The organism is Asticcacaulis sp. YBE204, from assembly GCF_000495855.1.
Taxonomy (GTDB): domain Bacteria; phylum Pseudomonadota; class Alphaproteobacteria; order Caulobacterales; family Caulobacteraceae; genus Asticcacaulis.
The window spans coordinates 23,572-48,064 of the sequence record NZ_AWGF01000001.1; the positions used below are offsets into that span (position 1 = coordinate 23,572).

Genomic DNA, 24,493 nt, shown 5'->3' on the forward strand with positions numbered 1-24,493 from the left:
AATGCAAGTCTGGATTAGCTAATGGCCGGATCGCCGAAGGCGACGAAGTGCGGGTTAGCGAAGTCGGTTTCGCCGTCGCGCCCGCGCTTGCCGTAGCCGAGCGGCTGACCGTCCAGCGTTTCGACGCGCCCCCCCGCCGCACGCAATACGGCATCACCCGCCGCCGTGTCCCACTCCATCGTCCGGCCCATGCGCGGATAGATGTCTGCGGCCCCTTCGGCCAGTCGGCAGAACTTCAGCGACGATCCCGCCGCGACAAAGGCCTTGACCGCAAAGCGTTTCAAATAGGCCTGCGTCTCATCGCCGCCGTGCGACCGGCTGCCGATGGCGACTACGCCATCACCCGCCGTGCGCACGCGGATCGCCTCTGTCTCGCCGACGACACCGTCCGTGACCACCGCCTTGAAGGCACCGTCGGCGTCACCCCAGAAAATTTCATTGAGCGCCGGGGCATAGACCACGCCCTGCACCGGGACACCGTTTTCTATCAGGGCGATATTGACGGTAAATTCGCCGTTTTTAGAGACGAACTCCTTGGTTCCGTCCAGAGGATCGACCAACCAGAAGAGACCGTCCGTATGCGGAATACGTCCAGCGGCAGCCTCTTCCTCGGCCACGACCGGCACGTCCGGCGCGAGGTTTTTCAAACCGTCGAGAATGATGGCTTCCGCCGCCTGATCGGCCAGGGTCACCGGTGACTCGTCGCCCTTGGTGATAACAGCGAAATCGGTGGCATAGATGCGCAGGATTTCCGTCCCGGCGGCCACGGCCAGCGCGTTCAGCGCCTGAAGGTCAAACCGGCTCACGCCTTAACTTCCTCGTTAGGACGCCCGATGCAGTAATAGGTGAAGCCGTGACGGCTGACCTCGTCCTTGCGATAGATATTGCGCAGATCGACCAGCAGCGGCTGGGTCAGAAGCGTCTTGAACCGGCTGAGGTTTAGGGCGCGGAACTCGTTCCATTCCGTCACGATGACGGCCACATCGGCGCCGGTGGCGGCATCGTAGGCGTCATCGCAGTAGGTGATGTCCGGCATGATCTTTTTGGCATTGTCCATGCCTTCCGGATCGAAGGCCCGCACGATGGCCCCGGCGTCCTGAAGGGCCTGCACGATGGTGATGGCCGGAGAATCGCGCATGTCGTCGGTTTCCGGCTTGAAGGTCAGGCCCAGCACCGCGACCGTCTTGCCGCGCGCTTCGCCGCCCAGCGCCTTGATCACCTTGCGCGCCATAGCCCGCTTGCGGTCGTCATTGATGGCGACCGTCGTCTCGATCAGACGCACCGGGCTTTCAAAATCCTGCGCCGTCTTGACGAGCGCCAGCGTATCCTTTGGGAAGCACGAGCCGCCGTAGCCCGGTCCGGCATTGAGGAATTTGGTGCCGATGCGGTTATCGAGGCCGATGCCGCGCGCCACTTCCTGCACATTGGCCCCCACGGCCTCGGACAGATCGGCGATCTCGTTGATGAAGGTGATCTTCATCGCCAGAAACGCGTTGGCGGCGTATTTGATCAGTTCCGAGGTGCGGCGCTTGGTGAACATCAAGGGCGCGGCATTGAGCGACAGCGGGCGATAGACTTCCGACATCACCTGACGGGCGCGTTCGTCCTCGATGCCGATCACCACGCGGTCGGGGCGCATGAAGTCGTCGATGGCCGCGCCTTCGCGCAGGAATTCAGGGTTGGAGACGACCGCCACATCGGCGTTCGGATTGGCCTCGCGGATGATGCGCTCGACCTCGTCACCGGTACCGACGGGCACGGTCGATTTGGTGACCACGACGGTGAACCCCTCGAGCGCTTCGGCGATGTCCTTTGCGGCGGCATAGACGTAGGACAGATCAGCGTGACCGTCACCGCGACGCGACGGGGTGCCTACGCCAATAAAGACGACATCGGATTGCGCTACCGCATCCTTGATATCGGTGGTGAAGCTGAGGCGGCCGCCCTTGACATTGGCCGCGACCATTTCGGCCAGACCGGGCTCGAAGATCGGGATCTGCCCGTTCTTGAGCGCGGCGATCTTGGCCTCGTCCTTGTCCATGCAGATCACGTCGTGGCCGAATTCGGCGAAACAGACCCCGGAAACGAGCCCGACATAGCCCGAGCCGATCATCGTAATCTTCATGACACTTCCTCAGTAAACAGAGGAGGTCGGTGTAAAATCAATTTGTAACCAAAACAAGACACTCAGGCCTACAAACTGTTTCATGATCGACTTGCGTCAAGGTTTTACGCTCAACATCTCATCGATGCCGCAGATGATGTGGTACAGGCTCGACGCCGGAGCGGGTTCATCAACAAAAGTCCCGTCGGGATTCATCTTGTCGAGATAGAGCCCCGCCACCTTCGTATCGAGATAAAGCTCCAGCCCTTCGGCGGCGGTGATCAGAGTCTCGATATAACCGGCTTTTTCGTCCGGTGAGGCCGCCACCGACGACAGGGCGACATAGGCCTTCATCCGTTCGGTTTGGGCCCACAGGCGCGCCTTGCGATCCTTGGGCGAAAAATCGTCCCACAGCTCGAACATGGTCACATTGCGGTCGTGATCGGTGCCAAAGGTTTCGGCGATCTCGACCAGACGTTTGGCTGGAGCGATAAACTTATCGTCGCCGGAAATCTGTGCCCAACGGACCAGCAGCCACGCCCATTCGAACTGATGCCCCGGCTCGATGATGCGGCCCATCTCGCCTTCGAGCGGGTTCCAGTCACCGTCGAAATATTCGCGCAAACTGCCGTTTTCCGGGTGCAGGAACTTGTCGAGGCACAGTTGCGCGATTTCGGCGGCGATGTCCTTCCAGACGCTGTCGCCCCCGGCTTCGATCCAGGCCAGAGACGCCTCGAACATATGCATGTGCGGGTTGGTCTTGAGCGGCAAGGTACGGGGACTGGATTCCTCGAACCCGCGCACCGGGTGCTTGTAGGTCGTCAGCAGAGTATCGCGGATGCGCACCGCCTTGGCTTCGAGCGAGCGATCGTGCGGGCGCACCTTGAAGGCCGAGGCATAACCCAGCAGCGCGAAAGCGTGGTCATAGAAATCGAACTCGCCCTTCACCACCTCGCCCTGCGGCGTCAGGACGGCATAGACCATGCCCTCCGGCGTCGCCGCCGGTCCCGACAGCCAGTCGAGCCCCGCATCTATGACGGCATCCGTGTCGCCGTCATAGCCCATCTTTTGCGCCAGCGCATAGGAATAGACCTGACGGGCCGCCACCCGGGTGCGGCGGTTGACGTCGACCGGACGACCATCGAGCCCGATCGTCTCATATATCCCGCCCTTTTCGCGATCGACGCCGACATCGCGCCAGATCGGCAAGGCATTATCGAACAGCCAGAGTTTGAGGGAATCCTGCCGCGCGGCCAGACGGGCATTGAGTTCGGACATGGGGAGGCTCCTAAGCGATTACAGCTTAGGAAAGCCCTGCAAATAATCAGTTTTCCATATCTGAGTCTGGGTTTCCGGCGCGATATTGCCGCCCGACAGTATGACCAGCACCGTGCGCGGCGCCTCCTGGGTCCTCAGCCAGCGCACGACACCGGCCATGTTCATCGCCGAGGTCGGCTCGATCACCGATTTGAGCAGGTGCGTCAGCCACTGCGTCCAGTAAAGGATATCCTCTTCCGACACCTCATAGAGGCCGTCGAGCTGCTTGAGATAGTGCAGGGTGCGCGGCGATACCGACAGCGTGCGCACGCCATCGGCGACCGTCATCGGCGTGTCGCTGAGCTTGACGATTTCCCCGCTGCGCAGGGTCTGCGCCGCATCATTGGCGATCAAAGGCTCGGTGGCAAAGACCTTCGCTTCCGGTCGCGCCAGCCGCGTCGCCAGCCACGTCCCGGACATCAGCCCCCCGCCGCCGCAGGGCGCGAAGACCGCATCGGCTTCCACACCGTCCTGTAAGGCCTCAAGGCAGGCCGTACCCTGACCTGCGATGACATAGGGGTTGTCGTAGGGGTGGATAAAGGCTGCGCCCGCATCGATCAGGGCCGCGACCGAGGCCTCGGCGATCTGCCGCGTTTCCGTCACCACCACCTCGGCCCCACAGGCGCGGGTGGCGGCGATCTTGATCCGCGAGGCCTGTTTTGGAATAAAAATCGTCGCCCTGACGCCCAGTTCGCGCGCCGCATAGGCTACGGCCTGCGCGTGATTGCCGGACGAAAAAGCGCAGACATGTTCGGGCAACCGGCCCTCTTCGCGTAAGCGCAGAAGCGTGTTCATCGCCCCGCGCAGCTTGAACGCCCCGATCTTTTGCAGGTTTTCGGCCTTAAAGACAATCCGATGGCCCAGGGCCCGGTTCAGGGTTTCGGACGACAGCAATGGCGTGCGATGGACGCGCCCGGCGATGCGCGCCTGCGCTTCGGCAACATCGTGGGGAAAAATATCGCTCATGGAATCAAAACGTTCCGGTTGTAAAAACGAAGCCAATCTGTAGGTTGCGGTGTCATCGCATATTTGGAGGGGGAATGACAATGCGTCCGCAGGATATCGCCTACATCGCCAGCCGTCTTTTTGCCGTCTATCTGCTGTTTCAGCTGTTACCCTTCGTCGCCGCCGTGTTTCAGCTGTCCGCGATGGGCGAGGTGACGACCGATTTTCGCTTCTTTGCCAGCTACGCCATGATCCCGATCATGATGGCTGTGGCCTTTTACATCTTCTGGAACCGGGCGGATATGGTCAGCCAGGCCCTGACGCCAGGGACGAAGACGCCCCCGGACGCCGGGTCAGAAGCGCCTTCCGAGCGCACGGAATGGCAGAATCTGGTGTTTCTCGGCGTCGGGCTCTATTGTCTCGTTTCGGCTATGGCCGACGCGGCAGGCCTGATCAATCACACCCTGTGGTACGCGCCGCACGAAGAATTGCAGGACACGGTCGCGTTCAAGCAAAAACTGTTCGACTATATCCTGTTGTATGGCGTCATGTATCTATTTGCCGCCATTGTGTTCCTGTTCTTCCCTCAAGGCGTCATGGCGGGCATCGTGAAAATCCGTACCCTGACAACCAAGGCCTAGATCGAAACCGTCAGGCTAAAAAATGTTCAAGGATCAGGTAGTGATCCTCGAACATGTGCCGGCGCATCTTCAGGGCACAATCTATGCCCGTCCATTTCACCGCCGCCGCGTCGTCGCCTGCCACGATATCGGGCAGGTCGAGACCGCTCAGGTCGAAACAGAAGGCATGGGTGATGGTGCGTCCCCGCGCACTGCGGTGGGGCTGATCGAAGACACGTTGGCCTTTCAATCGGGCGCGACCGTCCTCCGGCAACAGACGAAGCCCCGTTTCTTCGTGCAGTTCGCGCAGGGCGGCCTCGAACAGGGTTTCCCCCTTGTCGAGGAACCCGCCCGGTAAAGCCCACTGACCACGTCCCGGCAAACCGCCGCGCTTGATCAACAACACCTTCCCGTCATGCAGGATCAGGGTATCGACCGTGACAAACACCGGCGGATAGGGCGCCGCCGCCCAGTCCTGTTTATATTTTACCAGATAGGCCTGCTCCTCGGCCAGAGTGGCGAAGGCGGGACTGGCGGCCACCTCGGCCATGATCCGTCGCATCGCGTCCGACACACCGTCGGCCGTCCGCCCCTCCAGCCATGCGGTGCGGATCGCATCGCTTTCAGCCTCGACCGCATCGATCGGAAAGATCGCCGAAACCGGCACCTCGCTTTTATAATCGGTATCGAACGGCAGAAGCACGGTCAGGGCCGATCCCGTCAAAGCCTCGATCTGCGCCAGACGCGCCTCCGCTGTCAGGACTTCGGGCAAAGCCACCGCATCATACCCTTCGGCTTTCAGCAGGGTGAGGCGTTCGTCCGCCGTGAACGGGTAGCGCGCCGAGCGCGGCATGTCGTCGCCAACGACCACGACCTGCACGCGTTCGGCGCGTGAGGCCATCGACTCTATCGCCGCTCGGTGCAGATCGCAAAAGGGCTGAAAGCGGCCAATCACCAGCATCAGGTCGTAGCGGTCGGACATGACGGTTCTCCTTGATCCTGAAGAGGTCAAGCACGCGCGCAGGGTCGATGCAACCTGAATCCGTGCGCATCACCGGCAAGTTTATCGAACAGTTTGTCGTACTGGGCGAGTGCCTTCGATTGACCTTGCTCGCGTCTTGGCTTAGGCCATAAGCTATTGTTTCGCGTGATCTGTCCGCATCAAGGCACATTGGCTGCGCCGAACGGCGTTTCCAAAAAGTGTGCAACGGTTTTTGGACTCAAATGCGCACCTACATCATTCTGTAACGCTTTCCGATTTCAAGGACCACCGGCGTGACCATCCACTACCACGAGGGCGACCTGCCCGCCGATCTCGACCTGGGCGCCATCGTCGCCATCGATTCCGAAACCATGGGCCTGCGTTTCCGCCGCGACGACCTGTGCGTCGTTCAGCTGTCCGCGGGCGACGGCGATGCGCATGTGGTGCGCCTGAACCGCCCTGCCTACGACTGCCCCCACCTCAAGGCGCTGCTGACCGACCCCAGGGTCTTGAAGCTGTTCCACTTCGGGCGCTTCGATATCGGCATGTTCGAGCTGCACCTGGGCGTGACGACGACGCCGGTCTACTGCACCAAGATCGCGTCCAAGCTGGCGCGCACCTATACCGACCGCCACGGCCTCAAGGATCTGGTCCGCGAACTGATCAGCGTCGATATTTCCAAGGCTCAGCAAAGCTCGGACTGGGGTGCGGCGACCCTGTCGCCCGAACAGCTGGCCTATGCGGCGTCGGATGTGCTGCACCTGCACGCCTTGAAAAACCGGCTCGATCTTATGCTGGAACGCGAAGGACGCACCCAGCTGGCACAGGCCTGTTTCGACTTTTTACCGCAGCGCGTCAAACTGGATTTGGCAGGTTGGGAAGATACTGATATCTTCGCGCATTCCTGGAGCTAAGAAAGCCCCCTCATGCCGCAGGCTACCGATCATCTTCTGCCCGCCGACCTCGATCAGAACGAGTCCGTCTATCGTCTGAATCGCCAGGCTCTGGCGTGGAAAAAGCGTTCGCGCAAGATCGCGGGCCTGCGTCTGCTGTTTCCGGCTCTGATCATCGGGCTGGTCGTCCTGATCGTCGTATGGATCGTCGCCCAGAGCATCATCAATTCGATGAACGTCTATAATACGACGGGCGACGACATCCGCATGACCAATCCGCTCTATATGGACCGCAGCGACGACGGCGACCGCTTCGAGCTGCGCGGCGTCGAGGCCGTGCGCAAGGGTCGCAATTCGTCGACCGTGCTGCTGACCGCGCCACGACTGGAAATCCGTTCTGAAAACAGCCGCCCGTCCAACCTTGAGGCCGCCGCCGGTGTCTATGACGACCAGAAGCGTACCTTTCAGGTCAATAAGGATGTTCGCCTGCGATCGGGCGGCGGTTTTACCCTGACCACTCAGGCGGCCAGCGTCGATCTGCAACGCTCGGTCGTGACCGGAAATGCACCGGTGCAGGGTGAATGGGCCAGCGGCACGGTGTCCGGACAATCGTTTCAGGTTCTGGACAATGGTAATCGCGTAATATTCAGGGGTAAGGGCGACGCTCAGGTCACCGGCACCCTGTCCGAAAAGGCTTCGGATTAACAAGATTTTTTGAGGCAGACATGTTTTTGAGGATTATGGGTATGACGATTAATATCCGGACGATCGCCGCCATGGCGGCCAGTGTGGGCCTGATGGGTGGCGTGGCCCATGCGCAGTTTGTGCCGACCAGCGAAAAACCCGTCGCTTACGGCGCCGACACGATGGATGCGGATAGTAACAAACACACCGTCAATTTCGTGGGTCGCGTCGAATTTCTTCAGGACGACAGTCGCCTGCGCGCCGATGGCGTACGGGTCAATTACGCCCAGAACCCGACGACCGGCAAATGGGACGATGTGTCGAGCGTCGAAGCCAACGGCAATGTCTACTATGTGACGGGCGATCAGGTTATGACCGGTGCCAAGGCCGTCTATACCAAGAGCACCGACACCCTCGTCCTGACCGGCGATGTCGTGCTCAAACAGGGTCAGAACGTCATGCAGGGCAGCCGCCTCGTCTATAATGTCGGTGCCGGTAAATCGACCATGGACGGCGCCCCGACGGGCGGCAGCAAGGGCCGGGTCCGCGGCGTCTTCTACCCCGAATCTTCACCCGCGAAGAAGAAGCCCTGATCCATGTCTACGGTAAACCTTCTCCCGGAAACGGGTCTGACTGATTCCACCTTCGACACGGTACCCGATTCAGCCACCGGCCTGCGCGTCGAAGGCATCGGCAAGTCCTATAAGGACCGCGCCGTCGTCAAAACGGTGTCCCTGTCCCTGCGTCGCGGCGAAGCCGTGGGCCTGCTCGGACCCAACGGTGCGGGCAAGACGACCTGTTTCTACATGATCACCGGCCTGGTTGAGCCCGACTACGGCACGATCAGCCTCGATGGTCACGACATCACCAGCCAGCCGATGTATCAGCGTGCACGGATGGGCCTCGGCTACCTGCCGCAGGAATCGTCGATCTTTCGTGGCATGACGGTCGAACAGAATTTGCTGGCCGTACTGGAACTGAGTGAGAAGAACAAGGTCAAGGTCGAGGCCGAGGTCACCCGTCTGCTCGAAGAACTGCACATCACCCACATCCGCAAATCGCCGGCCACGGCGCTGTCGGGCGGGGAGCGCCGCCGCGTGGAAATTGCCCGCGCCTTGGCCGGTAAGCCGTCCTTCATCCTGCTCGACGAACCTTTCGCCGGGATCGATCCGCTGGCCATCGCCGATATCCGCGACGTGATCGGTTACCTCAAGGCGCGCGGCATCGGCATCCTGATCACCGACCACAATGTTCGCGAAACGCTCGACATCATCGACCGCGCCTCGATCATCCACTCGGGCGAAGTGCTGTTCGAAGGCACGCCGGATGAAATCCGTCACAACCCGGAAGTTCGCCGCGTCTATCTCGGTGAGACGTTCGCCTAAATAATACCGTTCTTTCAGCGGTTAACCTTATTTAAGGTGTTAACGCTTAGCGTCGGTCCCATGTCATTAGGGCAACGCTTAGAAATCAGACAGGGTCAGGGGCTGGTCATCACGCCCCAGTTGCAGCAGGCTATCAAGCTTCTGCAATTGTCGAACCTTGAGCTGGAAGCGGTCGTCGAGGCCGAGCTTGAGCGCAACCCCCTGCTTCAGCGCGAAGACGCCGACCCGATCGGCGACTCCGGCGACGCCGAGGCCTCCGACGGCCCGCGCGAAGAGCGCGGCGAACTGGAACTGACCGACCGAGATACGGCCCAGGCCAATTCCGACATGGATGCCTCGACCGGCGATATGTATGGCGACGACGAACCGACCGTGCGCGAACGCGAACCGGCCGCAGCCGAGATGGGCGACGGTCCGATGGTCGACTGGAGCCGCGCCGGTAAGGGCGGCGGCTTCGACGGCGACGATGAAACGCTGGAACGCGCCCTTAAACGCGAAAAATCTCTCAGTGAACATTTGACCGATCAGGCCCTGATCGCGGGCTTTACCCCGCCCGAAATGGCCGTCGCGCAAATCCTGATCGACGGCGTCGATGATGGCGGCTACCTCCGCGCTGATCTGAACGAGATCGCCGATCGTCTCGGCTGCGACATGGCCCTTATCGAAAAGGTGCTGGGCGTCTGTCAGGGCTTCGAGCCGACCGGCGTCATGGCGCGCTCGGTGCCGGAATGCCTGAAACTGCAATTGATCGAGCGCAATCGCTTCGATCCGGCAATGGCCGCGATGATCGACAATCTGGAGCTTCTGGCGCGCCGAGATCTGAGCGCGCTACGCAAGGTCTGCGGTGTCGATGACGAAGACCTGACCGAGATGATCCGCGAACTGAAGGCCCTGACACCGCGTCCCGGTGCGGCCTTCGGCGCGGAACCTTCGGCGGGCGTGGTGCCGGACGTTTTTGTCCGTCAGGACCCGTCCGGCGGCTGGCGCGTCGATCTCAATTCGGACACCCTGCCCCGCGTCCTGATCGACCAGAAATATCACGCCAAGGTGTCCGGCTCCGCGCGCTCGACCGACGAAAAATCCTATCTGACCGAATGCCTCAATCAGGCCAACTGGCTGATCAAGAGCCTCGATCAACGCGCCCGCACCATCCTCAAGGTATCCTCGGAAATCGTGCGTCAGCAGGACGGCTTCTTCGTCTATGGCGTCGAATATCTGCGCCCTTTGAACCTCAAGACGGTCGCCGAAGCCGTCGGCATGCACGAATCGACTATTTCGCGCGTGACGACCAACAAATATATAGCCACGCCGCGTGGGGTTTTTGAGCTGAAGTTCTTCTTCACCTCGTCGATCAATTCCTCGGACGGCACCTCGGCGCATTCCGCAGAGTCGGTGCGTCACAAGATCAAGTCGCTGATCGACGGGGAGAAGGTCTCCGGCGAAATCCTGTCGGACGACCGTATCGTTGAAATCCTCAACGAGGCCGGTGTCGATATCGCGCGCCGCACGGTGGCTAAATATCGCGAAGCCCTGCGCATCCCCTCTTCGGTCGAACGCAAGCGACAAACGCGCTGAGACAGACGCCGTGAGACGGGCGCACAACGCCTGATACCGATTGCATCCCCTTACCGTGAAATTAATCATAATATTCAAGGGGAATGGCGCGACTTTACGGCGCAGCCCCTACACAATTTCTTGATTATGCATCCCCGCTCAGAGGCGTACAGTCAATAGTCCCCGCGCCTTTCGGCCTAATGCCGGATTGGCGGGTGCCGTTGCCGCCGACCCCTCCAGATCGGCGGCCTGGTTCTTTTTTGGTAAGAACGGAGCGACATATCGCTATGCAAATCCAAGTCAACGGAAAACAGGTCGAAGTCGGTGCCGCCCTCAAGGAGCGCATCGAAACGGAACTCAATGCCGGCGTCACCAAGTATTTCGACCGCGAAGGCGGCAATGCCGAGGTGACCATTTCCAAGCAGGGCCATCTGTTCAAGGCCGATTGCTGGGTGCGACTGGCCTCGGGTCAGACCCTGATCTCGCACGCCTTCGGCGGCGATGCCCATGCGGCCTTCGATGGCACGCTCGACAATATGGAAAAGCGCATCCGCCGCTATAAGCGCCGCCTCAAGGACCATCATCCGACCAATCAGCCGACCAAACACGAAATGGCCCCCCTGACCGTCATTCAGGGCTACGATGTCGACGATGAGGACGAGATCGACGACGGCATGGACCACGCCAGCGACCCGCAGCCGATGGTCATTGCCGAAACCGAAGCCCCGATCCGCACGCTCAGCGTGTCTCAGGCGGTGGCGGAACTGGACCTGTCCAACTATCCGGTCATCATGTTCCGCAACGCCAAGCACGGTGGGTTGTCGGTGATCTATCGCCGCCCGGACGGTAACATCGGCTGGATCGACCCGGAACGCACCACGGCCAAGCTGGCCAAGAGCGCCTGAAACAGCATAAAAAATTGATAAAAACGGATTCGAGGCACGGTTGACTTGGGTTAACCGTGCCTGTAAGGGCTTGCGCGGTCGCGTATCGTCGATATTGACGCCCAATCGACGCCCAAATCGACGAATGACCGCGCAGTGCGCCTGCGTCCGCCTGTAGCCTATGGATGTGTAATGTTCCTTACCGACGTGCTTGAGCGGAACGGCGTGGCCGGACCGGTCAGCGCCAATTCCAAGCGTCATGCCCTGCAAACCGTGGCCGAACTGGCCGAACGGGGGTTGGGCATAGATTCCGATATCATCTTTCAGGGTTTGCTCGACCGCGAAAAGCTCAGTTCGACCGGCGTGGGCCTGGGCGTGGCTGTACCGCACGCAACGCTGAAAGGCCTGACGCGTATGCATGGCGTCTTTGTGCGCCTGGACACCCCGATCGATTTCGAATCGATCGACGACGTGCCGGTGGATCTGATTTTCGCTCTGTTCGCGCCGGAGGATGCCGGTTCGGAGCATCTGCGCGCGCTCGCGAAGGTTTCGCGCGTCCTGCGTCAGAAACCCCTGCGCGACGCCTTGCGCAAGGTCGATAATGCCGACGCGCTCTATGCCCTGCTCAATCAGGACCACGCCCAGAATACCAGCGCCGCCTAAACCGTTATAGGGATGATGCGCACCTCGTCCGACGGTTCCGGCCGGATCAGGTCGATGTGCAGCAGCCCGTACTCCAGTCGCGCCCCGGCAACATCGAAGCCCTGCCCCACCACGAAGCTGCGTGAAAAGCCACGTTGGGCTATGCCGCGATGGATGAATTCGCGCGACGAGGCCTCATCACCTTTCACGCCCTCCTTCATCGCCTGAAGCGTCAGATGTTGCCCCTGAAGCGACAGGCGCAATTGATCCTGCGTAAAGCCTGCCACGGCCACAGACAAACGCAAATGGTTGGCGTTCAGGGCCTCGACATTATAGGGCGGATAGTTATCTGCGGTGCGACTGACACGTTCGATCAACCCGCGGGTCTGGTCGAAGCCCAGCAGGAATGGACTGTCAAAGACTACGAACCGTGACATATGCGCCCCTAACCACACCTGTTCCGGATATGAGGTGTGGTTTCAGAGGGTTCAAGGCGCAGGACGCAAATTGACAGTGGATCAGCCCTAGATAAAAAGCTAGGTTCTCCGCATGAACCTGAACGACCCGCTTGAAACGCCCCTGATCGATGTACAGTGGAGCGGCACGATTCTGAACATCCATACCATCGGCCTGATGCTGGTCACCCCGTTCTGGGGCGCCTTCATGGTGATGGACGGCAAGGGCCTGACCCTGCTGGTCCTGTTCGTGCTTCTGGGGGGTATGATCGGGCTGTCGCTGGTGAAGAAGCCGCTGTTCCGCTATGACCCGGATAAGCGCATCTTCATCGCCCCGGACAATCAGACCCTGCCGCTGGATCAGGTTGACACGATAGAGATGGATGCCCGCGACATCTACTTCATCCCGAAATCGCATACCCACGAAGGCTGGCATCTGGCGCAACGCTGCTGGGTACTCAGCCCGCGCCGTGTGCTCAAGGCCCATGCCGAAACCTATGGCTGGCCTCTGAAAGACATCGCCAATCCGGTCGTGCGCTTCGGCTGCTGGATCGTGCCTTAAGACCTGAGAGTTTCAGCTAACAGTTTCGCCTCCGGCGCCCGCGACGAACCTGCGCGCCAGATGACGACGATATCGCGATAGGCCTGATCGCCGGTCAGCGGGCGTACGATCACTGTATTGTCGCTCAGAAGCCCAGACTGCGCCGCCATCGCCGGCAACAACGAAACGCCAAGACCCGATCCGACCATCTGCACCAGCGTATTGAGCGACGTCGCGGCGAAACCACCGCTGAGTGATTGGTTGACATCTGATGCTCCCGGCGCGTTCCACTGACACGCAGCCAGCGCGTGTTCGCGCAGACAGTGGCCGTCTTCGAGCAGGATCAGTTCTTCGGATTTCAGCGCTTCGGGCGTGATCGTTGTCTGCTGCGCCAAAGGGTGATTGGCCGGCGTCGCCGCCAAAATCTCGTCCTTGCAGATGAAGACGTGGTCGAGCCCCGTCAGATCATACGGCAAGGCGATGACCGCCGCATCCAGCGCCCCACTTTTCAGACTAGCGATCAGGCGCGCAGTCTGATCTTCGCGCAGAAACAGGCGCAGTTGCGGAAAGGCCTCACGCAATTTCAGCAAGGCTTTCGGCAACAAAAACGGCGCGACCGTCGGGATGACCCCCAGCCGGAATCGTCCGCTCAGGGGTCGTGTCGCGCCCTGCGCTGCCTCGACCAAATCTTCGGCCCGCGCCAGAATGTCCTCGGCGCGTTTCAGCGTTTCTTCGCCGATAGCGGTGAGAATCACCTGACCGCGCGCCCGGTCGATAAGTCGCACCCCCAGAACCTTTTCCAGTTCGGAGATACCTGACGACAAGGCGGGTTGCGACACGAAGGCCGCCTCGGCAGCGGCGACGAAACTTTTGTGTTCATTCAAAAGCTTCAGATATTGCAGTTGGCGGAGGGTCGGGAGCATGACAGCCATATAAGCTGAATTTATATAAAATTCAAAAACAATTAATTAGATTTCTTTCCCAGTCCCAGCTATGAGCTTGCCATCGGCGTTTCCGGACGACCGAACCCATTTTCAAAACGGAGAATTTCATATGATCGGTGTTGGCGAAACCCTGCCTGACTTCAAGATCGTCGGCGTAAAGCCCGGCTTCAACAACCACGAAGAAAACGGTGCCTCGGCGTTTGAAGACGTCACCAACGAGTCGTTCGCCGGCAAGTGGAAAGTGATTTTCTTCTATCCGAAGGATTTCACCTTCGTCTGCCCGACCGAAATCGCCGCCTTCGCCCGTCTGGCGCGTGACTTCGAAGACCGCGACACCGTCGTCCTCGGCGGTTCGACCGACAACGAGTTCTGCAAGCTGGCCTGGCGCCGCGACCACGCCGACCTGAACAAGCTGCCCATCTATCAGTTCGCCGACAACGGCGGCGTCTTCGCCTCGGCGCTCGGCGTCCTCGACAAGAATGCCCACGTCGCTCTGCGTGCGACCTTCATCGTCGATCCGGACAACACGGTTCAGCACATCACCGTCAACGGCCTGAACGTCGGCCGTTCGCCGGAAGAAACCCTGCGCATCCTCGACGGTCTGCAAACGGACGAACTGTGCCCGTGCAACCGCACCGTCGGTGGAGCAACTCTGTAAGCTGAAACGCTTTTAACGACGAATGGGCGGCGTGTGTTTCGGCGTATGCCGCCCTTTTTGCGCCTACCTCCCTCCTCCCTGTGCGTAAGCATGGGGACCGGGCCGCCGGTGCGGGTGGCAGGCTGCGGAGCAGACTGACGGAGGGGGATGACTCCGAATGTCTGAACGCGCTGAGAAGTCTGGCGTAATCCCCCTCCGTCTCCTCGTTTCACTCGGAGCCACCTCCCCACTGCGTAGGGAGGAGAGAGTAAAATTAGCTCTGAATTTAAGGATAACCCAAATGTCTATCGACGCCCTGCGCGACCTGATCCCCGCCTATGCCAAGGATTTGTCGCTGAACCTGTCCTCGCTTGCCGCCGAAACCGTCCTGACCGACCAACAGAAGTGGGGCACCTTCGTTGCCACCGCCTATGCCGTGGGCGTGCCGGAAGTGGTGCAGAACCTCGAAGCTGCCGCTACCACGAGCCTGACGCCGGAAGCGCTGACCGCCGCCAAGGCCGCTGCCGCTATCATGGGCATGAACAATGTCTATTATCGCGCGCTGCACCTGATGCACAATCAGGAATACGCCACCCTGCCCGCCAAGCTGCGCATGAACATCCTCGCCAATCCCGGCGCGCCCAAGGTCGATTTCGAGCTGTGGTCGCTGGCCGTGTCGGCCGTGAACGGCTGCGGCCTGTGCCTCGACAGCCACGAGAAAGTCCTGCGCGCCCACGACGTGACCAATGTGCAGGTGCAGGCGGCGCTGCGCATCGCGGCGACCGTCAACGCCATCTCGGCGGTGATCCGCGGCGAGAAAGCCGCCCGCGCTTAATTAAAAGCGCGAAATAATCCGGTGCGTGCGGCCGGTGGGGCGCGCGGTAGGGATGCGGTTGAGCTTCATCAGCCCTTCCGGCTCGCCCCACAGGTCGTAGGCATCGGCGCGCGTCACCCGTGCCTTGGCGAATTCACCGGCTTTCAGGCCGGTAAAGCCCTTCAGATAGATGTGGCCGTCGATTTCCGGCGCATCGCCTTTGGTGCGGGCTACGGCCACGCCATCGGCGCGGATATCGTCGACCAGCACATCGACCGTCTTGCCCACCTTGGCTTGCAGCTTCTGCGTCGAAATGCGCGAGGCCACCGCCATGAAGCGCGCCAGGCGATCCTGCTTGATCTCTTCCGGCACGTGGTCCGGCAAATCGCGCGCCGCAGCCCCTTCGACGTTCTCATAGGCAAAGGCACCGACGCGGTCGATCTGCGCCACTTCGAGCCAGTCGAGCAGCAGGTTGAAATCGGCCTCGGTTTCACCGGGGAAGCCCACCACGAAAGTCGAACGCAAGGTCAAATCCGGGCAGATTTCGCGCCAGCTCAGGATACGGTCTAGCGTCTTGTCCTGATTGCCGGGACGGCGCATGGCTTTCAGCACCTTGGGCGAGGCATGCTGGAACGGGATATCGAGATAGGGCAGGATCTTGCCTTCCGCCATCAGCGGAATGACGCTGTTGACGTGCGGATAGGGATAGACATAGTGCATCCGGACCCAGATGCCGAGTTCACCTAAGCCCCGTGACAGATCCTCGAACGAGGCCTTGTAATAGTCGCCGCGCCACTGCCCTTCGGCGTAGCGGATATCGAGCCCGTAGGCGGAGGTGTCCTGCGACACGACCAGCAGTTCCTTGACGCCGTTCGCGGCCAGCACCTCGGCTTCGCGCAGGACGTCGGCGACCGGACGCGAGGCCAGATCACCGCGCAGGGACGGGATGATACAGAAGGAACAGCGGTGATCGCAGCCTTCGGAAATCTTCAGATAGGCATAGTGTTTCGGCGTCAATCGGACACCCGGATCGTTCTCAGGAACCAAAGGCCGGAATGGATCGGGCTTGGCCGGGACGATGCGGCGCACCGCGTCCATGACGTCGTCGTACTGATGCGCGCCGGTGACCGCCGCGACATTAGGGAAACGCGCGCGGATCAGGTCAGCCTCGGCCCCCAGACAGCCGGTAACCACGACCTTGCCGTTTTCGGCCAAAGCCTCGCCGATGGCGTTCAGGCTCTCATCCCGCGCCGAATCAAGAAAACCGCAGGTATTGACGACCACCACATCAGCCCCGGCATATTCCGCCGCGGTGGCATAGCCCTCGCTCTTGAGCTTTGTCAGGATGCGTTCGGAATCGACCAGCGCCTTGGGGCAGCCGAGCGAAACGAAACCGACTTTCGGGGCATCAGATGTAGCGGGGGATTGGGACAAGGCGGCACTCGGCAATTGGGGAGAAGCGCGGCGTCATACACGCAAATCCCCCGCTTGACCAACAAAACCTGAATCCTGGCCTATTGGGCCATCTGAAACTGGATAACCACCGTCTTGTTCACACCGGCCGCAGGCGCCGTATCGCTTGAATTGCCGATAGAGACCACGCGCAAGAGCGGCTCACCGCCCGCCGGATGGTTGGTCAATTTACCCAGAACCGGCTGAGCCGCCATCAATGCTTTATGGAAGACGACCGAGCGCTCCAGCGACAGGGCCTGGGCCGCGCGTCCTTCTGCGGTTGCGGCATTGATATTGGCCGTCCCGAGAATGACAACCGCCGACATTTTCTCATCGCCCTCGCAATTGCTGGCCGGGGCGCCATAGGCAAAGCAGGGCAGACGCTGAGCCAGTGACGCTGCCGTCTCGGCAACCATGGTCTGTCCTTCGGAACTGAGATTGGCGGTACCTGGCACAAACAGACGATCGGCATCATAGACCGTGCTGCCGTCGGTCAGGCTGACGGCGGCGGTGACGTTCTTGCGTTGAAGGTCGCCGCTCAGTGCCGCGCTGAACATTGCCTGCGCCGCCTCAACCTTCTCTTTCTTTTCGTCGGCCGGATTGACGGGCACGGTGCCTGTGTAAGCAAAACAGCGCTTGTCGGTACCCGTGCCGTCTTCGGTCAGAACCTGACCGGGGATGCAGACGACGTGGGTATCGTAATCGATCTCCAGCATGACGGTTTTCGATTCCAGATTTTTGGCGACTTGAAGCAAAGCCGTCGTCTGGGCGTCCTTGGCCGACGTCAGCTCGGTCGTCGTCGCCTGAAAATGCAGGGCGAAATAGGCCAGCATGATGATGAAGATGAACAGGACGCCAACCATAAGATCGGTCATGGAGACGTAATAGCTTTCGCCTTCTTCCAGTTCGTCGGCGCGTCTATGCCTGAAGCGCATGATCAGGCCGCCTTCGTCGGGTCAAGCGCGATTTCGAGACGCTTGAGGCTTTTGAGTTGTTCCAGAGATACCTTTTCGGGCGGCATGAACTGCACGCAGCTATCGAGCGTGATGAAGAAGCTGGCTTCGACCGATTCGATCGCCTTGCGGCGGAAGCGCGCCACGACGCGCAGGATGATCGAGGCCAGAACCCCGGCGATCGAGGTCCAGAACTTGGTAGCGGCGATGGCCAGAAGCCCCATCAGGGCCGACTGCATGGCTGCACCGCCACCTTCGCCGCCCGACATGGCCGCCGTGGCTTCCGACAACGCCGCGACGATACCGAGAAAGGTCACTACCAGACCGACGGCGACAAGGATATTGGCCCACCATTCCAGCGAGCGCGCCGGCTCGTCAAGACGATCAAAGGCTTCGGCGGCCCGAATCGAGGTCAGAAACCCGTGGCCTTCATTATCGACCAGCAGGCTGCGGTAATTGGCCCAACCCAGGACCAGCGCTGCCGAGGCCTTGCCGTCTTCGGCTGTCCCGGAAAAACGCACATCCAGTTTTGAGAACTGCTCGTGAAACGCCTTGCGCATATTGCTCCCCTGGAGCGCGCCGAGCAGGTTCCAGCGGTCGCGAATATCGTTCATCAGGGGGCGGTATTCCCGAAACCCGGAATAGACGATCAGGCCGATGCCGAACAGCAGGATGCCGCCAGCCATGACCAGCGCAACACCAGGCGATCCGAACAGTGCAACGACAAGTCCGGTAACGGGATCAAGCTTTGTAGTCATGAAATCTCCTGTGTCCGCAGAGCCCTTTCAAGGGTGTTGCGGCTAAACCTGCCTCGGTCGCCCTCAAGCGACGCAATTGCGCACAACCTATTGTCCGCCTCGGCCTTCGACAAGTGAATTAGACAAAAAACTTGGAATGCCTTTGCAGGCCCGATATAGAAACGAAACAAAACCGGAGAGACCCCATGTTGATTTTCGCCGATACCGCCGACACCCAGCTTCTGGCCGAACTGAATGAAACCGGTCTGATCGATGGCGTGACGACCAACCCGACGATTATCGCCAAGTCGGGCCGCAACATGGCCGAGGTGATCAAGGAAATCTGCGATATCGTCGATGGGCCGATCTCCGCCGAAGTCGCCGCCACGCAATTCCGCCAGATGGTCGCCGAAGGTGAAAAACTGGCTCAGATCGCCGACAACGTGGTGATCAAGGTGCCGCTGACGGTCGATGGCCTCAAGGCAACCAAGGTGTTTTCGGAACAGGGTCTGATGACCAATGTCACCCTGTGTTTCTCAGTGTCGCAGGCGCTGCTGGCAGCCAAGGCCGGGGCGACTTTCGTTTCGCCGTTCGTCGGACGGCTCGATGACCGTGGCGAAGACGGGATGCAACTGATCCGCGACATTCGTCAGGTCTTCAATAATTACGACTTCGAAACCGCGATTCTGGCAGCGTCGCTCCGCAACACCACCCACGTCGCTCAGGCCGCCATCGCCGGTTCGGATTGCGCCACCCTGCCACCCGCCGTCATTCAGGCCATGTTCCAGCACGACCTGACCGACAAGGGCCTTGAGACGTTCCTTGCCGACTGGGCGAAGACGGGTCAGAGCATCCTTTAGGAACCAAGCGTCCGCAAGTCCGCCCGACCCTGCCCGGAGACCTGTTCCTATGCCCAAAACCTTCCTGATTCTCGGGGCAGCCGGATATGTGGGCTCCGCTCTTTCCCCCTATCTGAGAGCGTTGGGCCATACCGTCGTCGGCTGCGATATCCGTCCGGGTGAGGCGGCCCGTTACGACCGCTTCGTACAGACCCGATATCAGGATCTGGATGACACCGTCCTCACCGGTTGCGATATCGTTCTGTGGTTCGCCGGACATAGCTCCGTGAAAATATCGCAGGACGACCCGTGGGGCAGCTTCGAGAACAACGTCTTCGATCTGGCGCATCTCTTCAAACGGGCTGCCGCCCTGAGCAAGCCTATTATATACGCGTCATCCGCTTCGGTCCTGTCGTCCGCCGAAGACACCTATTCCCTCGTCGCGAACGAAATCAGCGCCAATCCCTACGATGCGGGAAAGCTCGCCTTCGACATGCTGATGCCGCATCTGGGCGTCAGGGCCGTGGGCCTGCGCATGGCCACCGTCAGCGGATGGTCGCCGGTCATGCGCTGGGAACTGGCCTTTAATGCTATGAACCGCACGGCGGTCGAAAAAGGCGTCGTCAATGTTCAAAATCCGTCGACCTTCCGTTCCCTGTTGTTTCTCGAAGATTTGGCCCGCTATGTCGAGCTTTTGTCCGACGAGCTGATATTGTCGCCCGACTTTACACCCCGAACCGTCGCCCTGGGCAGTTGGTCAGGTACGATCGGCCTTCTGGCGTCCGAGATCGCCGACTATTGGGCCGTACCCTTGAATTTCGGTTCTGATAGCGGCACCTATTCCTTCGTACTGAACGATCGGGAAATACGCCGCGCGATGCCTGAGACGTCGGCCTTTTACCAAAGCCTGCGTCAGCGGTGCGAACGGTTCGCCAGGGAAAATCAATGGAAGTAAAATCGCGTTCGGAGTCTTCGTCTCCCTGTCTGGCCTGCGGTACGACGGGTATGCGCACCATACTGGATTTCGGGCCGCAAGCGGCGGCGAACCTGCTATGCACCTCGCCGTCAGAAACCGTACGGCGCGAGCGGCTGGGCCTCGACTATTGCCCAGCCTGCGGCCATGCGCAGCAGACGGTCTTCTATCCGCCGAAAGACCTTTTTGAGCATTATCTCTACGCCAGTGGCACCACGCGCACGCTGGCAAGCTACTTTGACTGGCTGGCGCAAGCGATTGCCCAAGACGCCGGTATTGGTTCGACTGTGCTCGACATTGCCTCCAACGATGGCTCTTTCCTCCGCGCCCTGGCGAAGGCGGGCCTCACACCGACGGGCGTCGAGCCCGCGGCCAATCTGGTCGCCATCGCCCGGCAGGACGGGCTCGAGGTCATGGAAGGCTTTTGGCCCCAGACCGGAGCGGGGCTCAGGTTCGACCGGATCGTGGGGATGAACGTTCTGGCACATGGACCGGACCCGCTGGCCTTCCTGACGGGCGTGCAACAGGCCCTGTCACCCGGCGGCGTGGCACTGATTCAGGTGTCGCAAGCGGATATGTTTCGCAATTTCGAATTCGATACCCTCTACCACGAACACTACTCCTTCTTCTGTCCGAATTCGCTGACGACACTCGCGCGACGCGCCGGGTTCAGTGCCTTTGCTTTCATCAAAACGAATATCCACGGCGGGTCGATCCTTGCGGTTCTCGGGCAAAGCCAGACCGACGTGGACCGAACCGCCGCCTGCCTGACACAGGGCGAATATTATCTTGAAACCCTTGCCGCCACGGAACGACCCGCCGACGCCAGCGCCGACCGGTTCGCTCAGCGGGCCAACGCCACCTGCGCCTCCATCCGCGCGCTGGAAACCCTTAGCCGTGAAGCGGGCCGCACCTTCGTCCTCGTCGGTGCCGCCGCCAAGGCCATTACGGTTTTACAAGCCAGCGGCGCTCGCTTCGATCGCGTCATCGACGAAGCCCCTCTCAAGATCGGTCGCTATATTCCCGGCACGGCCTTGCAGATCGAATCTTTCGATGCGCTAATATCCATAGACGGCCCATGCACTTTTTTGATCGGCGCCTGGAATTTCAAGACCGAAATAGACGACAAGATTAAGCAACGGCGCGCCGCCCCTGATTTGAGCGCCACCTATTTTCCCACGCTATCCATAGATTTCATGTGAAAAAATTATGTTGAATCTCATTTCGCACATCAAGAACGAAGCGCGCCTGCTGCCGTTCTGGATCAAACACCATATCGACATGTTCGATACCGTGACCATTATCGACTACGCCTCAACCGACGGATCGCTGGATATCATCCGGTCTTTGGCACCACACTGGCGCATCGTCAGGTCGCAGAACCTCAACTTCGACGCCAATGACGTCGATTTCGAGGTGATGCAGATCGAATCCTATTTGTCCGGGTGGAAAATCGCCCTGAATACGACCGAGTTCCTGCTGTGTCCGAATATCCGGGAATTGATCAAAAAGGCCGAACAGGAAGGTATTTACGGCCTGACGGGCGAAGCCTTCGTCATGGTGGACAAGGACCGTTTGGGCTTCGACGGTCTGGACCCGCACCGCCGGCTTGTGGACAGTCTCCGTTACGGTTTCGACAGCCTGGATATCAATCTTGTTCGTTCGCGCTTATTGCACCGCTGGAAAACCGGCGCCTATTCTACGGGCCGTCACAACTGGTTCCGCCAACCGGTCTTCCGCACGGATGAACTGGTCTTCGCCTGGATGAGCTATGCGCCCTGGGACGAGGCCATGCTCAACCGCAAGATGGCGATCGGGCGAGAAGTGCCCGCATCCGACGTGGCGGTCGGTTTTGGCAAAAACCATCTGCGGGCGTCGAGTCAATTGGAAACGGATTTTGCCGATGCCTGTGTGCGCGCCCTTGATCTAAGCCAGATGAAGGAATGGCAACGCCTTATCTCGGAATCTTCGGAACTTCCGGAGCAAATCGAGTGGAAACGCAACCATATAGCCAAGTTCAATCCCCTTTTGAGACTGCCCCTCTTTGGTAACGCGCTGTCCAGTGAAGTCAGCGGCATTTACGACGATTTGTGGAGCGGTCCCAAAGCACGTTTTGTTATTGTGCCGAAGGCACCCGTAAATCGGATTATTGTGCGAGCTTGGGTTCCCGAAGCACTTGTCGAACTACCTGACGACACGGTGATCAGTGTGAATGGCACGGTTCTGAAACAGGTAAGGATTGATCCTCATCTGACGGAGTTTTCTATCGACACCGAGTTTTCGGCGCATGAGTCTCTTGAATTCCGGATTACGTCAAACCGAACCATGCCGGACAACCCGAACGATGACCGAGAACTCAGCTTTATATTGGCTACAATCGAACTCTCGCATTAGGTTTAAACCTAAGCCGTCATTGCCCCGGCTATCTGTTCGACCACGGCCTTGACCTGAGCGGCATCGTCGCCTTCAGCCATGACGCGGATCAGCGGTTCGGTCCCGCTGGGGCGCACCAGCACCCGGCCCGACCCTTTGAGGGTGGCTTCACCGTCGGCAATAGCCTGTTTGACCTCGGCGCGGTTCATCGGATTCTCGCCCGTAAAGCGCACGTTTTTCAGCAATTGCGGCACCGGCTCGAACTGCCGCGCCAGTTCGCTCATCGGGCGTTCGGATTCGACCATTACCGCCAGTACCTGCAAGGCCGCCATCAGGCCGTCGCCGGTCGTAGCGTGATCGAGCAGAATGACGTGGCCGGACTGTTCGCCGCCGATATTGAAGCCGCCGTCGCGCATCTTTTCCATAACGTAGCGGTCGCCGACCTTGCTGCGTTCCAGCGTCAGACCCTTCGACGTCATCAGGCGCTCAAGGCCGAGATTCGACATGACCGTCGCAACCAGCCCGCCACCTTTCAGCAGGCCCTTTTCAGCCCAGCTTTGGGCGATGATGGCCATGATCTGATCGCCGTCGACGATCTGACCCTTTTCGTCGCAGATGACCAGCCGATCGGCGTCGCCATCCAGCGCAATACCGATATCGGCGCGCAGTTCCTTGACCTTCTCTGCCATGGCCTGAGGTTTGGTCGAGCCGCACTTCTCGTTGATATTAAGACCGTCCGGCGAGACGCCGATGGTGAAAATCTCCGCCCCCAGTTCGTAAAGGGCCGCCGGGGCTGTCTTGTAGGCCGCGCCGTTGGCGCAGTCGATGACGATGCGCAGGCCCTTGAGGCGCAGGTGCTTGGGGAAGGTCGCCTTGGCGATTTCAATATAGCGATACTGCGCATCATCGACACGCTGCACCCGACCGAGGCAGTGCGGTTCAGCAATACCGTCGAGGATATTGCCGTCCATGCGCGCTTCGATGGCCAGTTCGACCTCGTCCGACAGTTTATAGCCGTCAGGGCCAAACAGCTTTATGCCATTATCCGCATACGGATTATGCGAGGCGGAGATCATCACCCCCAGATCGGCGCGCATCGAGCGCGTCATCAGGGCCACGGCGGGCGTCGGCAACGGCCCGAACAGGCGCACATCCATGCCCACCGAGGTGAACCCGGCCACCAGCGCCGGCTCGATCATATAGCCCGACAGGCGCGTATCCTTGCCGATCACCGCCAGATGCCGGCGATTGTCAGACGACATGAACATCTTCCCTGCCGCCATACCGAGGCGATAGGCGATTTCCGCCGTCATCGGAAAGCTGTTGACCCGGCCGCGTATGCCGTCGGTGCCGAAATATTTGCGCGTGCGGTTGAGTTCGGTCATGTGCGTCGCCAGTTCGTCGTTGCGATGTTTCAAAGGGTTGTAGCCATAGTCGGCCAGGGTGTCGCGAAATCCTGTCATCTTGGACGTCACCAGGGCGATGAAGGCGGCCTCTAACTTATCGACCGTCTCGGCACGCGGGGCCTTGGTCTGACCCGACAGGGCGCGGAAGATGCTCGATTGCGCCAGCCCGGCCACCTCGGCCACTTCGCGGATGGAAATGCCGGTGGCGTTCAGCGCCGCCTGCAACCTTTCCCACTTACTGTCGCTCATGCCGTCTCCCGGAAATACCGCTTCTTAACCGGTTTGTCGTACAAGGACATAAATGGTGACAGCGGATTTGAGACTCTTTCATAGCATTTGAAATATTAATCTGCTACTAA

Annotated in this window: 26 protein-coding genes; 15 read left to right on the forward strand and 11 right to left on the reverse strand. The window is 60.0% G+C overall.

Annotated features, from left to right (window positions below):
• Positions 1-14 precede the first annotated feature (14 nt).
• The 4 genes from cysQ to AEYBE204_RS21090 all read right to left on the reverse strand — a co-directional run bounded on the left by cysQ (position 15) and on the right by AEYBE204_RS21090 (position 4,387).
• Positions 15-806 carry a 3'(2'),5'-bisphosphate nucleotidase CysQ gene (cysQ, locus tag AEYBE204_RS21075; protein ID WP_023460335.1) on the reverse strand — a complete coding sequence of 264 codons (792 nt, stop codon included), beginning with the start codon at positions 804-806 and terminating at the stop codon, positions 15-17.
• Positions 803-2,125 carry a UDP-glucose/GDP-mannose dehydrogenase family protein gene (locus AEYBE204_RS21080; RefSeq protein ID WP_023460336.1) on the reverse strand — a complete coding sequence of 441 codons (1,323 nt, stop codon included), beginning with the start codon at positions 2,123-2,125 and terminating at the stop codon, positions 803-805. Before AEYBE204_RS21080 ends, cysQ begins: the two co-directional genes overlap by 4 nt.
• Before the next feature lie 96 nt (positions 2,126-2,221).
• The gene (locus AEYBE204_RS21085; RefSeq protein WP_023460337.1) at positions 2,222-3,382 is read right to left on the reverse strand and encodes an AGE family epimerase/isomerase; all 1,161 of its coding nucleotides are present in this window, start codon (positions 3,380-3,382) and stop codon (positions 2,222-2,224) included.
• Between the two features lie 18 nt (positions 3,383-3,400).
• Positions 3,401-4,387 (reverse strand): serine/threonine dehydratase, encoded by a 987-nt coding sequence (locus AEYBE204_RS21090; protein WP_023460338.1) that lies wholly within the window; start codon positions 4,385-4,387, stop codon positions 3,401-3,403.
• 74 nt (positions 4,388-4,461) lie between these two features.
• Between AEYBE204_RS21090 and AEYBE204_RS21095 the strand changes: the two genes are divergently transcribed.
• Positions 4,462-5,007, forward strand: coding sequence for a hypothetical protein (locus tag AEYBE204_RS21095; RefSeq protein WP_155908168.1), 546 nt, complete (start codon positions 4,462-4,464; stop codon positions 5,005-5,007).
• 10 nt (positions 5,008-5,017) lie between these two features.
• Here AEYBE204_RS21095 and AEYBE204_RS39290 read toward each other — a convergent pair whose 3' ends face one another.
• Positions 5,018-5,968, reverse strand: a complete 951-nt coding sequence (locus AEYBE204_RS39290; protein ID WP_023460340.1) for an NUDIX domain-containing protein — start codon at positions 5,966-5,968, stop codon at positions 5,018-5,020.
• 293 nt (positions 5,969-6,261) lie between these two features.
• Here AEYBE204_RS39290 and AEYBE204_RS21100 point away from each other — a divergent pair, with 293 nt between their 5' ends.
• The 7 genes from AEYBE204_RS21100 (at position 6,262) to AEYBE204_RS21130 (ending at position 12,031) form a co-directional block, all read left to right on the forward strand.
• On the forward strand, positions 6,262-6,882 hold the full coding sequence (locus tag AEYBE204_RS21100; RefSeq protein WP_023460341.1) for a ribonuclease D: 621 nt from the start codon (positions 6,262-6,264) through the stop codon (positions 6,880-6,882).
• Positions 6,883-6,894: 12 nt separating this feature from the next.
• Positions 6,895-7,566 (forward strand): LPS export ABC transporter periplasmic protein LptC, encoded by a 672-nt coding sequence (gene lptC, locus AEYBE204_RS21105; protein WP_023460342.1) that lies wholly within the window; start codon positions 6,895-6,897, stop codon positions 7,564-7,566.
• 41 nt (positions 7,567-7,607) lie between these two features.
• The gene (gene lptA / locus AEYBE204_RS21110; RefSeq protein WP_023460343.1) at positions 7,608-8,138 is read left to right on the forward strand and encodes a lipopolysaccharide transport periplasmic protein LptA; all 531 of its coding nucleotides are present in this window, start codon (positions 7,608-7,610) and stop codon (positions 8,136-8,138) included.
• A gap of 3 nt (positions 8,139-8,141) precedes the next feature.
• Positions 8,142-8,930: an LPS export ABC transporter ATP-binding protein gene (lptB, locus tag AEYBE204_RS21115; protein WP_023460344.1), complete on the forward strand. Its 789-nt coding sequence runs from the start codon at positions 8,142-8,144 to the stop codon at positions 8,928-8,930.
• Between the two features lie 60 nt (positions 8,931-8,990).
• Positions 8,991-10,505 carry an RNA polymerase factor sigma-54 gene (rpoN, locus tag AEYBE204_RS21120; RefSeq protein ID WP_023460345.1) on the forward strand — a complete coding sequence of 505 codons (1,515 nt, stop codon included), beginning with the start codon at positions 8,991-8,993 and terminating at the stop codon, positions 10,503-10,505.
• Between the two features lie 266 nt (positions 10,506-10,771).
• Complete coding sequence (hpf, locus tag AEYBE204_RS21125; protein ID WP_023460346.1) at positions 10,772-11,389, forward strand: ribosome hibernation-promoting factor, HPF/YfiA family; 618 nt, start codon at positions 10,772-10,774, stop codon at positions 11,387-11,389.
• 171 nt (positions 11,390-11,560) lie between these two features.
• On the forward strand, positions 11,561-12,031 hold the full coding sequence (locus AEYBE204_RS21130; RefSeq protein ID WP_023460347.1) for a PTS sugar transporter subunit IIA: 471 nt from the start codon (positions 11,561-11,563) through the stop codon (positions 12,029-12,031).
• Here the strand turns inward: AEYBE204_RS21130 and AEYBE204_RS21135 are convergent.
• On the reverse strand, positions 12,028-12,447 hold the full coding sequence (locus tag AEYBE204_RS21135; RefSeq protein WP_023460348.1) for an Hsp20 family protein: 420 nt from the start codon (positions 12,445-12,447) through the stop codon (positions 12,028-12,030). The genes AEYBE204_RS21130 and AEYBE204_RS21135 overlap by 4 nt on opposite strands.
• 112 nt (positions 12,448-12,559) lie before the next feature.
• Here AEYBE204_RS21135 and AEYBE204_RS21140 point away from each other — a divergent pair, with 112 nt between their 5' ends.
• Positions 12,560-13,027 (forward strand): hypothetical protein, encoded by a 468-nt coding sequence (locus AEYBE204_RS21140; RefSeq protein WP_023460349.1) that lies wholly within the window; start codon positions 12,560-12,562, stop codon positions 13,025-13,027.
• Here AEYBE204_RS21140 and AEYBE204_RS21145 read toward each other — a convergent pair.
• Entirely contained in the window at positions 13,024-13,929 is a 906-nt protein-coding gene (locus AEYBE204_RS21145) for a hydrogen peroxide-inducible genes activator (RefSeq protein WP_023460350.1), read from the reverse strand. The genes AEYBE204_RS21140 and AEYBE204_RS21145 overlap by 4 nt on opposite strands.
• A gap of 130 nt (positions 13,930-14,059) precedes the next feature.
• Between AEYBE204_RS21145 and AEYBE204_RS21150 the strand changes: the two genes are divergently transcribed.
• Positions 14,060-14,608 carry a peroxiredoxin gene (locus AEYBE204_RS21150; protein WP_023460351.1) on the forward strand — a complete coding sequence of 183 codons (549 nt, stop codon included), beginning with the start codon at positions 14,060-14,062 and terminating at the stop codon, positions 14,606-14,608.
• Between the two features lie 280 nt (positions 14,609-14,888).
• Positions 14,889-15,422 (forward strand): carboxymuconolactone decarboxylase family protein, encoded by a 534-nt coding sequence (locus AEYBE204_RS21155; protein WP_023460352.1) that lies wholly within the window; start codon positions 14,889-14,891, stop codon positions 15,420-15,422.
• On the opposite strand, the gene rimO is transcribed toward AEYBE204_RS21155, so the two are convergent.
• From rimO to AEYBE204_RS21170, 3 genes are all read right to left on the reverse strand, one after another.
• Positions 15,423-16,835, reverse strand: coding sequence for a 30S ribosomal protein S12 methylthiotransferase RimO (gene rimO, locus AEYBE204_RS21160; RefSeq protein ID WP_023460353.1), 1,413 nt, complete (start codon positions 16,833-16,835; stop codon positions 15,423-15,425).
• Positions 16,836-16,915: 80 nt separating this feature from the next.
• Positions 16,916-17,788 (reverse strand): hypothetical protein, encoded by an 873-nt coding sequence (locus AEYBE204_RS21165; protein ID WP_023460354.1) that lies wholly within the window; start codon positions 17,786-17,788, stop codon positions 16,916-16,918.
• Positions 17,789-17,790: 2 nt separating this feature from the next.
• Positions 17,791-18,564 (reverse strand): hypothetical protein, encoded by a 774-nt coding sequence (locus AEYBE204_RS21170; RefSeq protein ID WP_023460355.1) that lies wholly within the window; start codon positions 18,562-18,564, stop codon positions 17,791-17,793.
• 185 nt (positions 18,565-18,749) lie between these two features.
• Here AEYBE204_RS21170 and fsa point away from each other — a divergent pair, with 185 nt between their 5' ends.
• From fsa to AEYBE204_RS39295, 4 genes are read left to right on the forward strand one after another with little or no spacing between them, the layout of a single operon-like run.
• The gene (fsa, locus tag AEYBE204_RS21175) at positions 18,750-19,403 is read left to right on the forward strand and encodes a fructose-6-phosphate aldolase (protein ID WP_023460356.1); all 654 of its coding nucleotides are present in this window, start codon (positions 18,750-18,752) and stop codon (positions 19,401-19,403) included.
• A 49-nt stretch (positions 19,404-19,452) separates the two neighbouring features.
• Positions 19,453-20,337, forward strand: a complete 885-nt coding sequence (locus AEYBE204_RS21180) for an SDR family oxidoreductase (protein WP_023460357.1) — start codon at positions 19,453-19,455, stop codon at positions 20,335-20,337.
• Positions 20,328-21,557, forward strand: coding sequence for a class I SAM-dependent methyltransferase (locus AEYBE204_RS21185; RefSeq protein ID WP_023460358.1), 1,230 nt, complete (start codon positions 20,328-20,330; stop codon positions 21,555-21,557). Before AEYBE204_RS21180 ends, AEYBE204_RS21185 begins: the two co-directional genes overlap by 10 nt.
• 7 nt (positions 21,558-21,564) lie before the next feature.
• Positions 21,565-22,749, forward strand: coding sequence for a glycosyltransferase family 2 protein (locus tag AEYBE204_RS39295; protein ID WP_023460359.1), 1,185 nt, complete (start codon positions 21,565-21,567; stop codon positions 22,747-22,749).
• An 8-nt stretch (positions 22,750-22,757) separates the two neighbouring features.
• Here the strand turns inward: AEYBE204_RS39295 and glmM are convergent, their stop codons facing one another.
• A complete protein-coding gene (gene glmM / locus AEYBE204_RS21190; RefSeq protein WP_023460360.1) occupies positions 22,758-24,383 on the reverse strand; it encodes a phosphoglucosamine mutase in 1,626 nt (541 codons plus the stop codon).
• Positions 24,384-24,493: the final 110 nt, after the last annotated feature.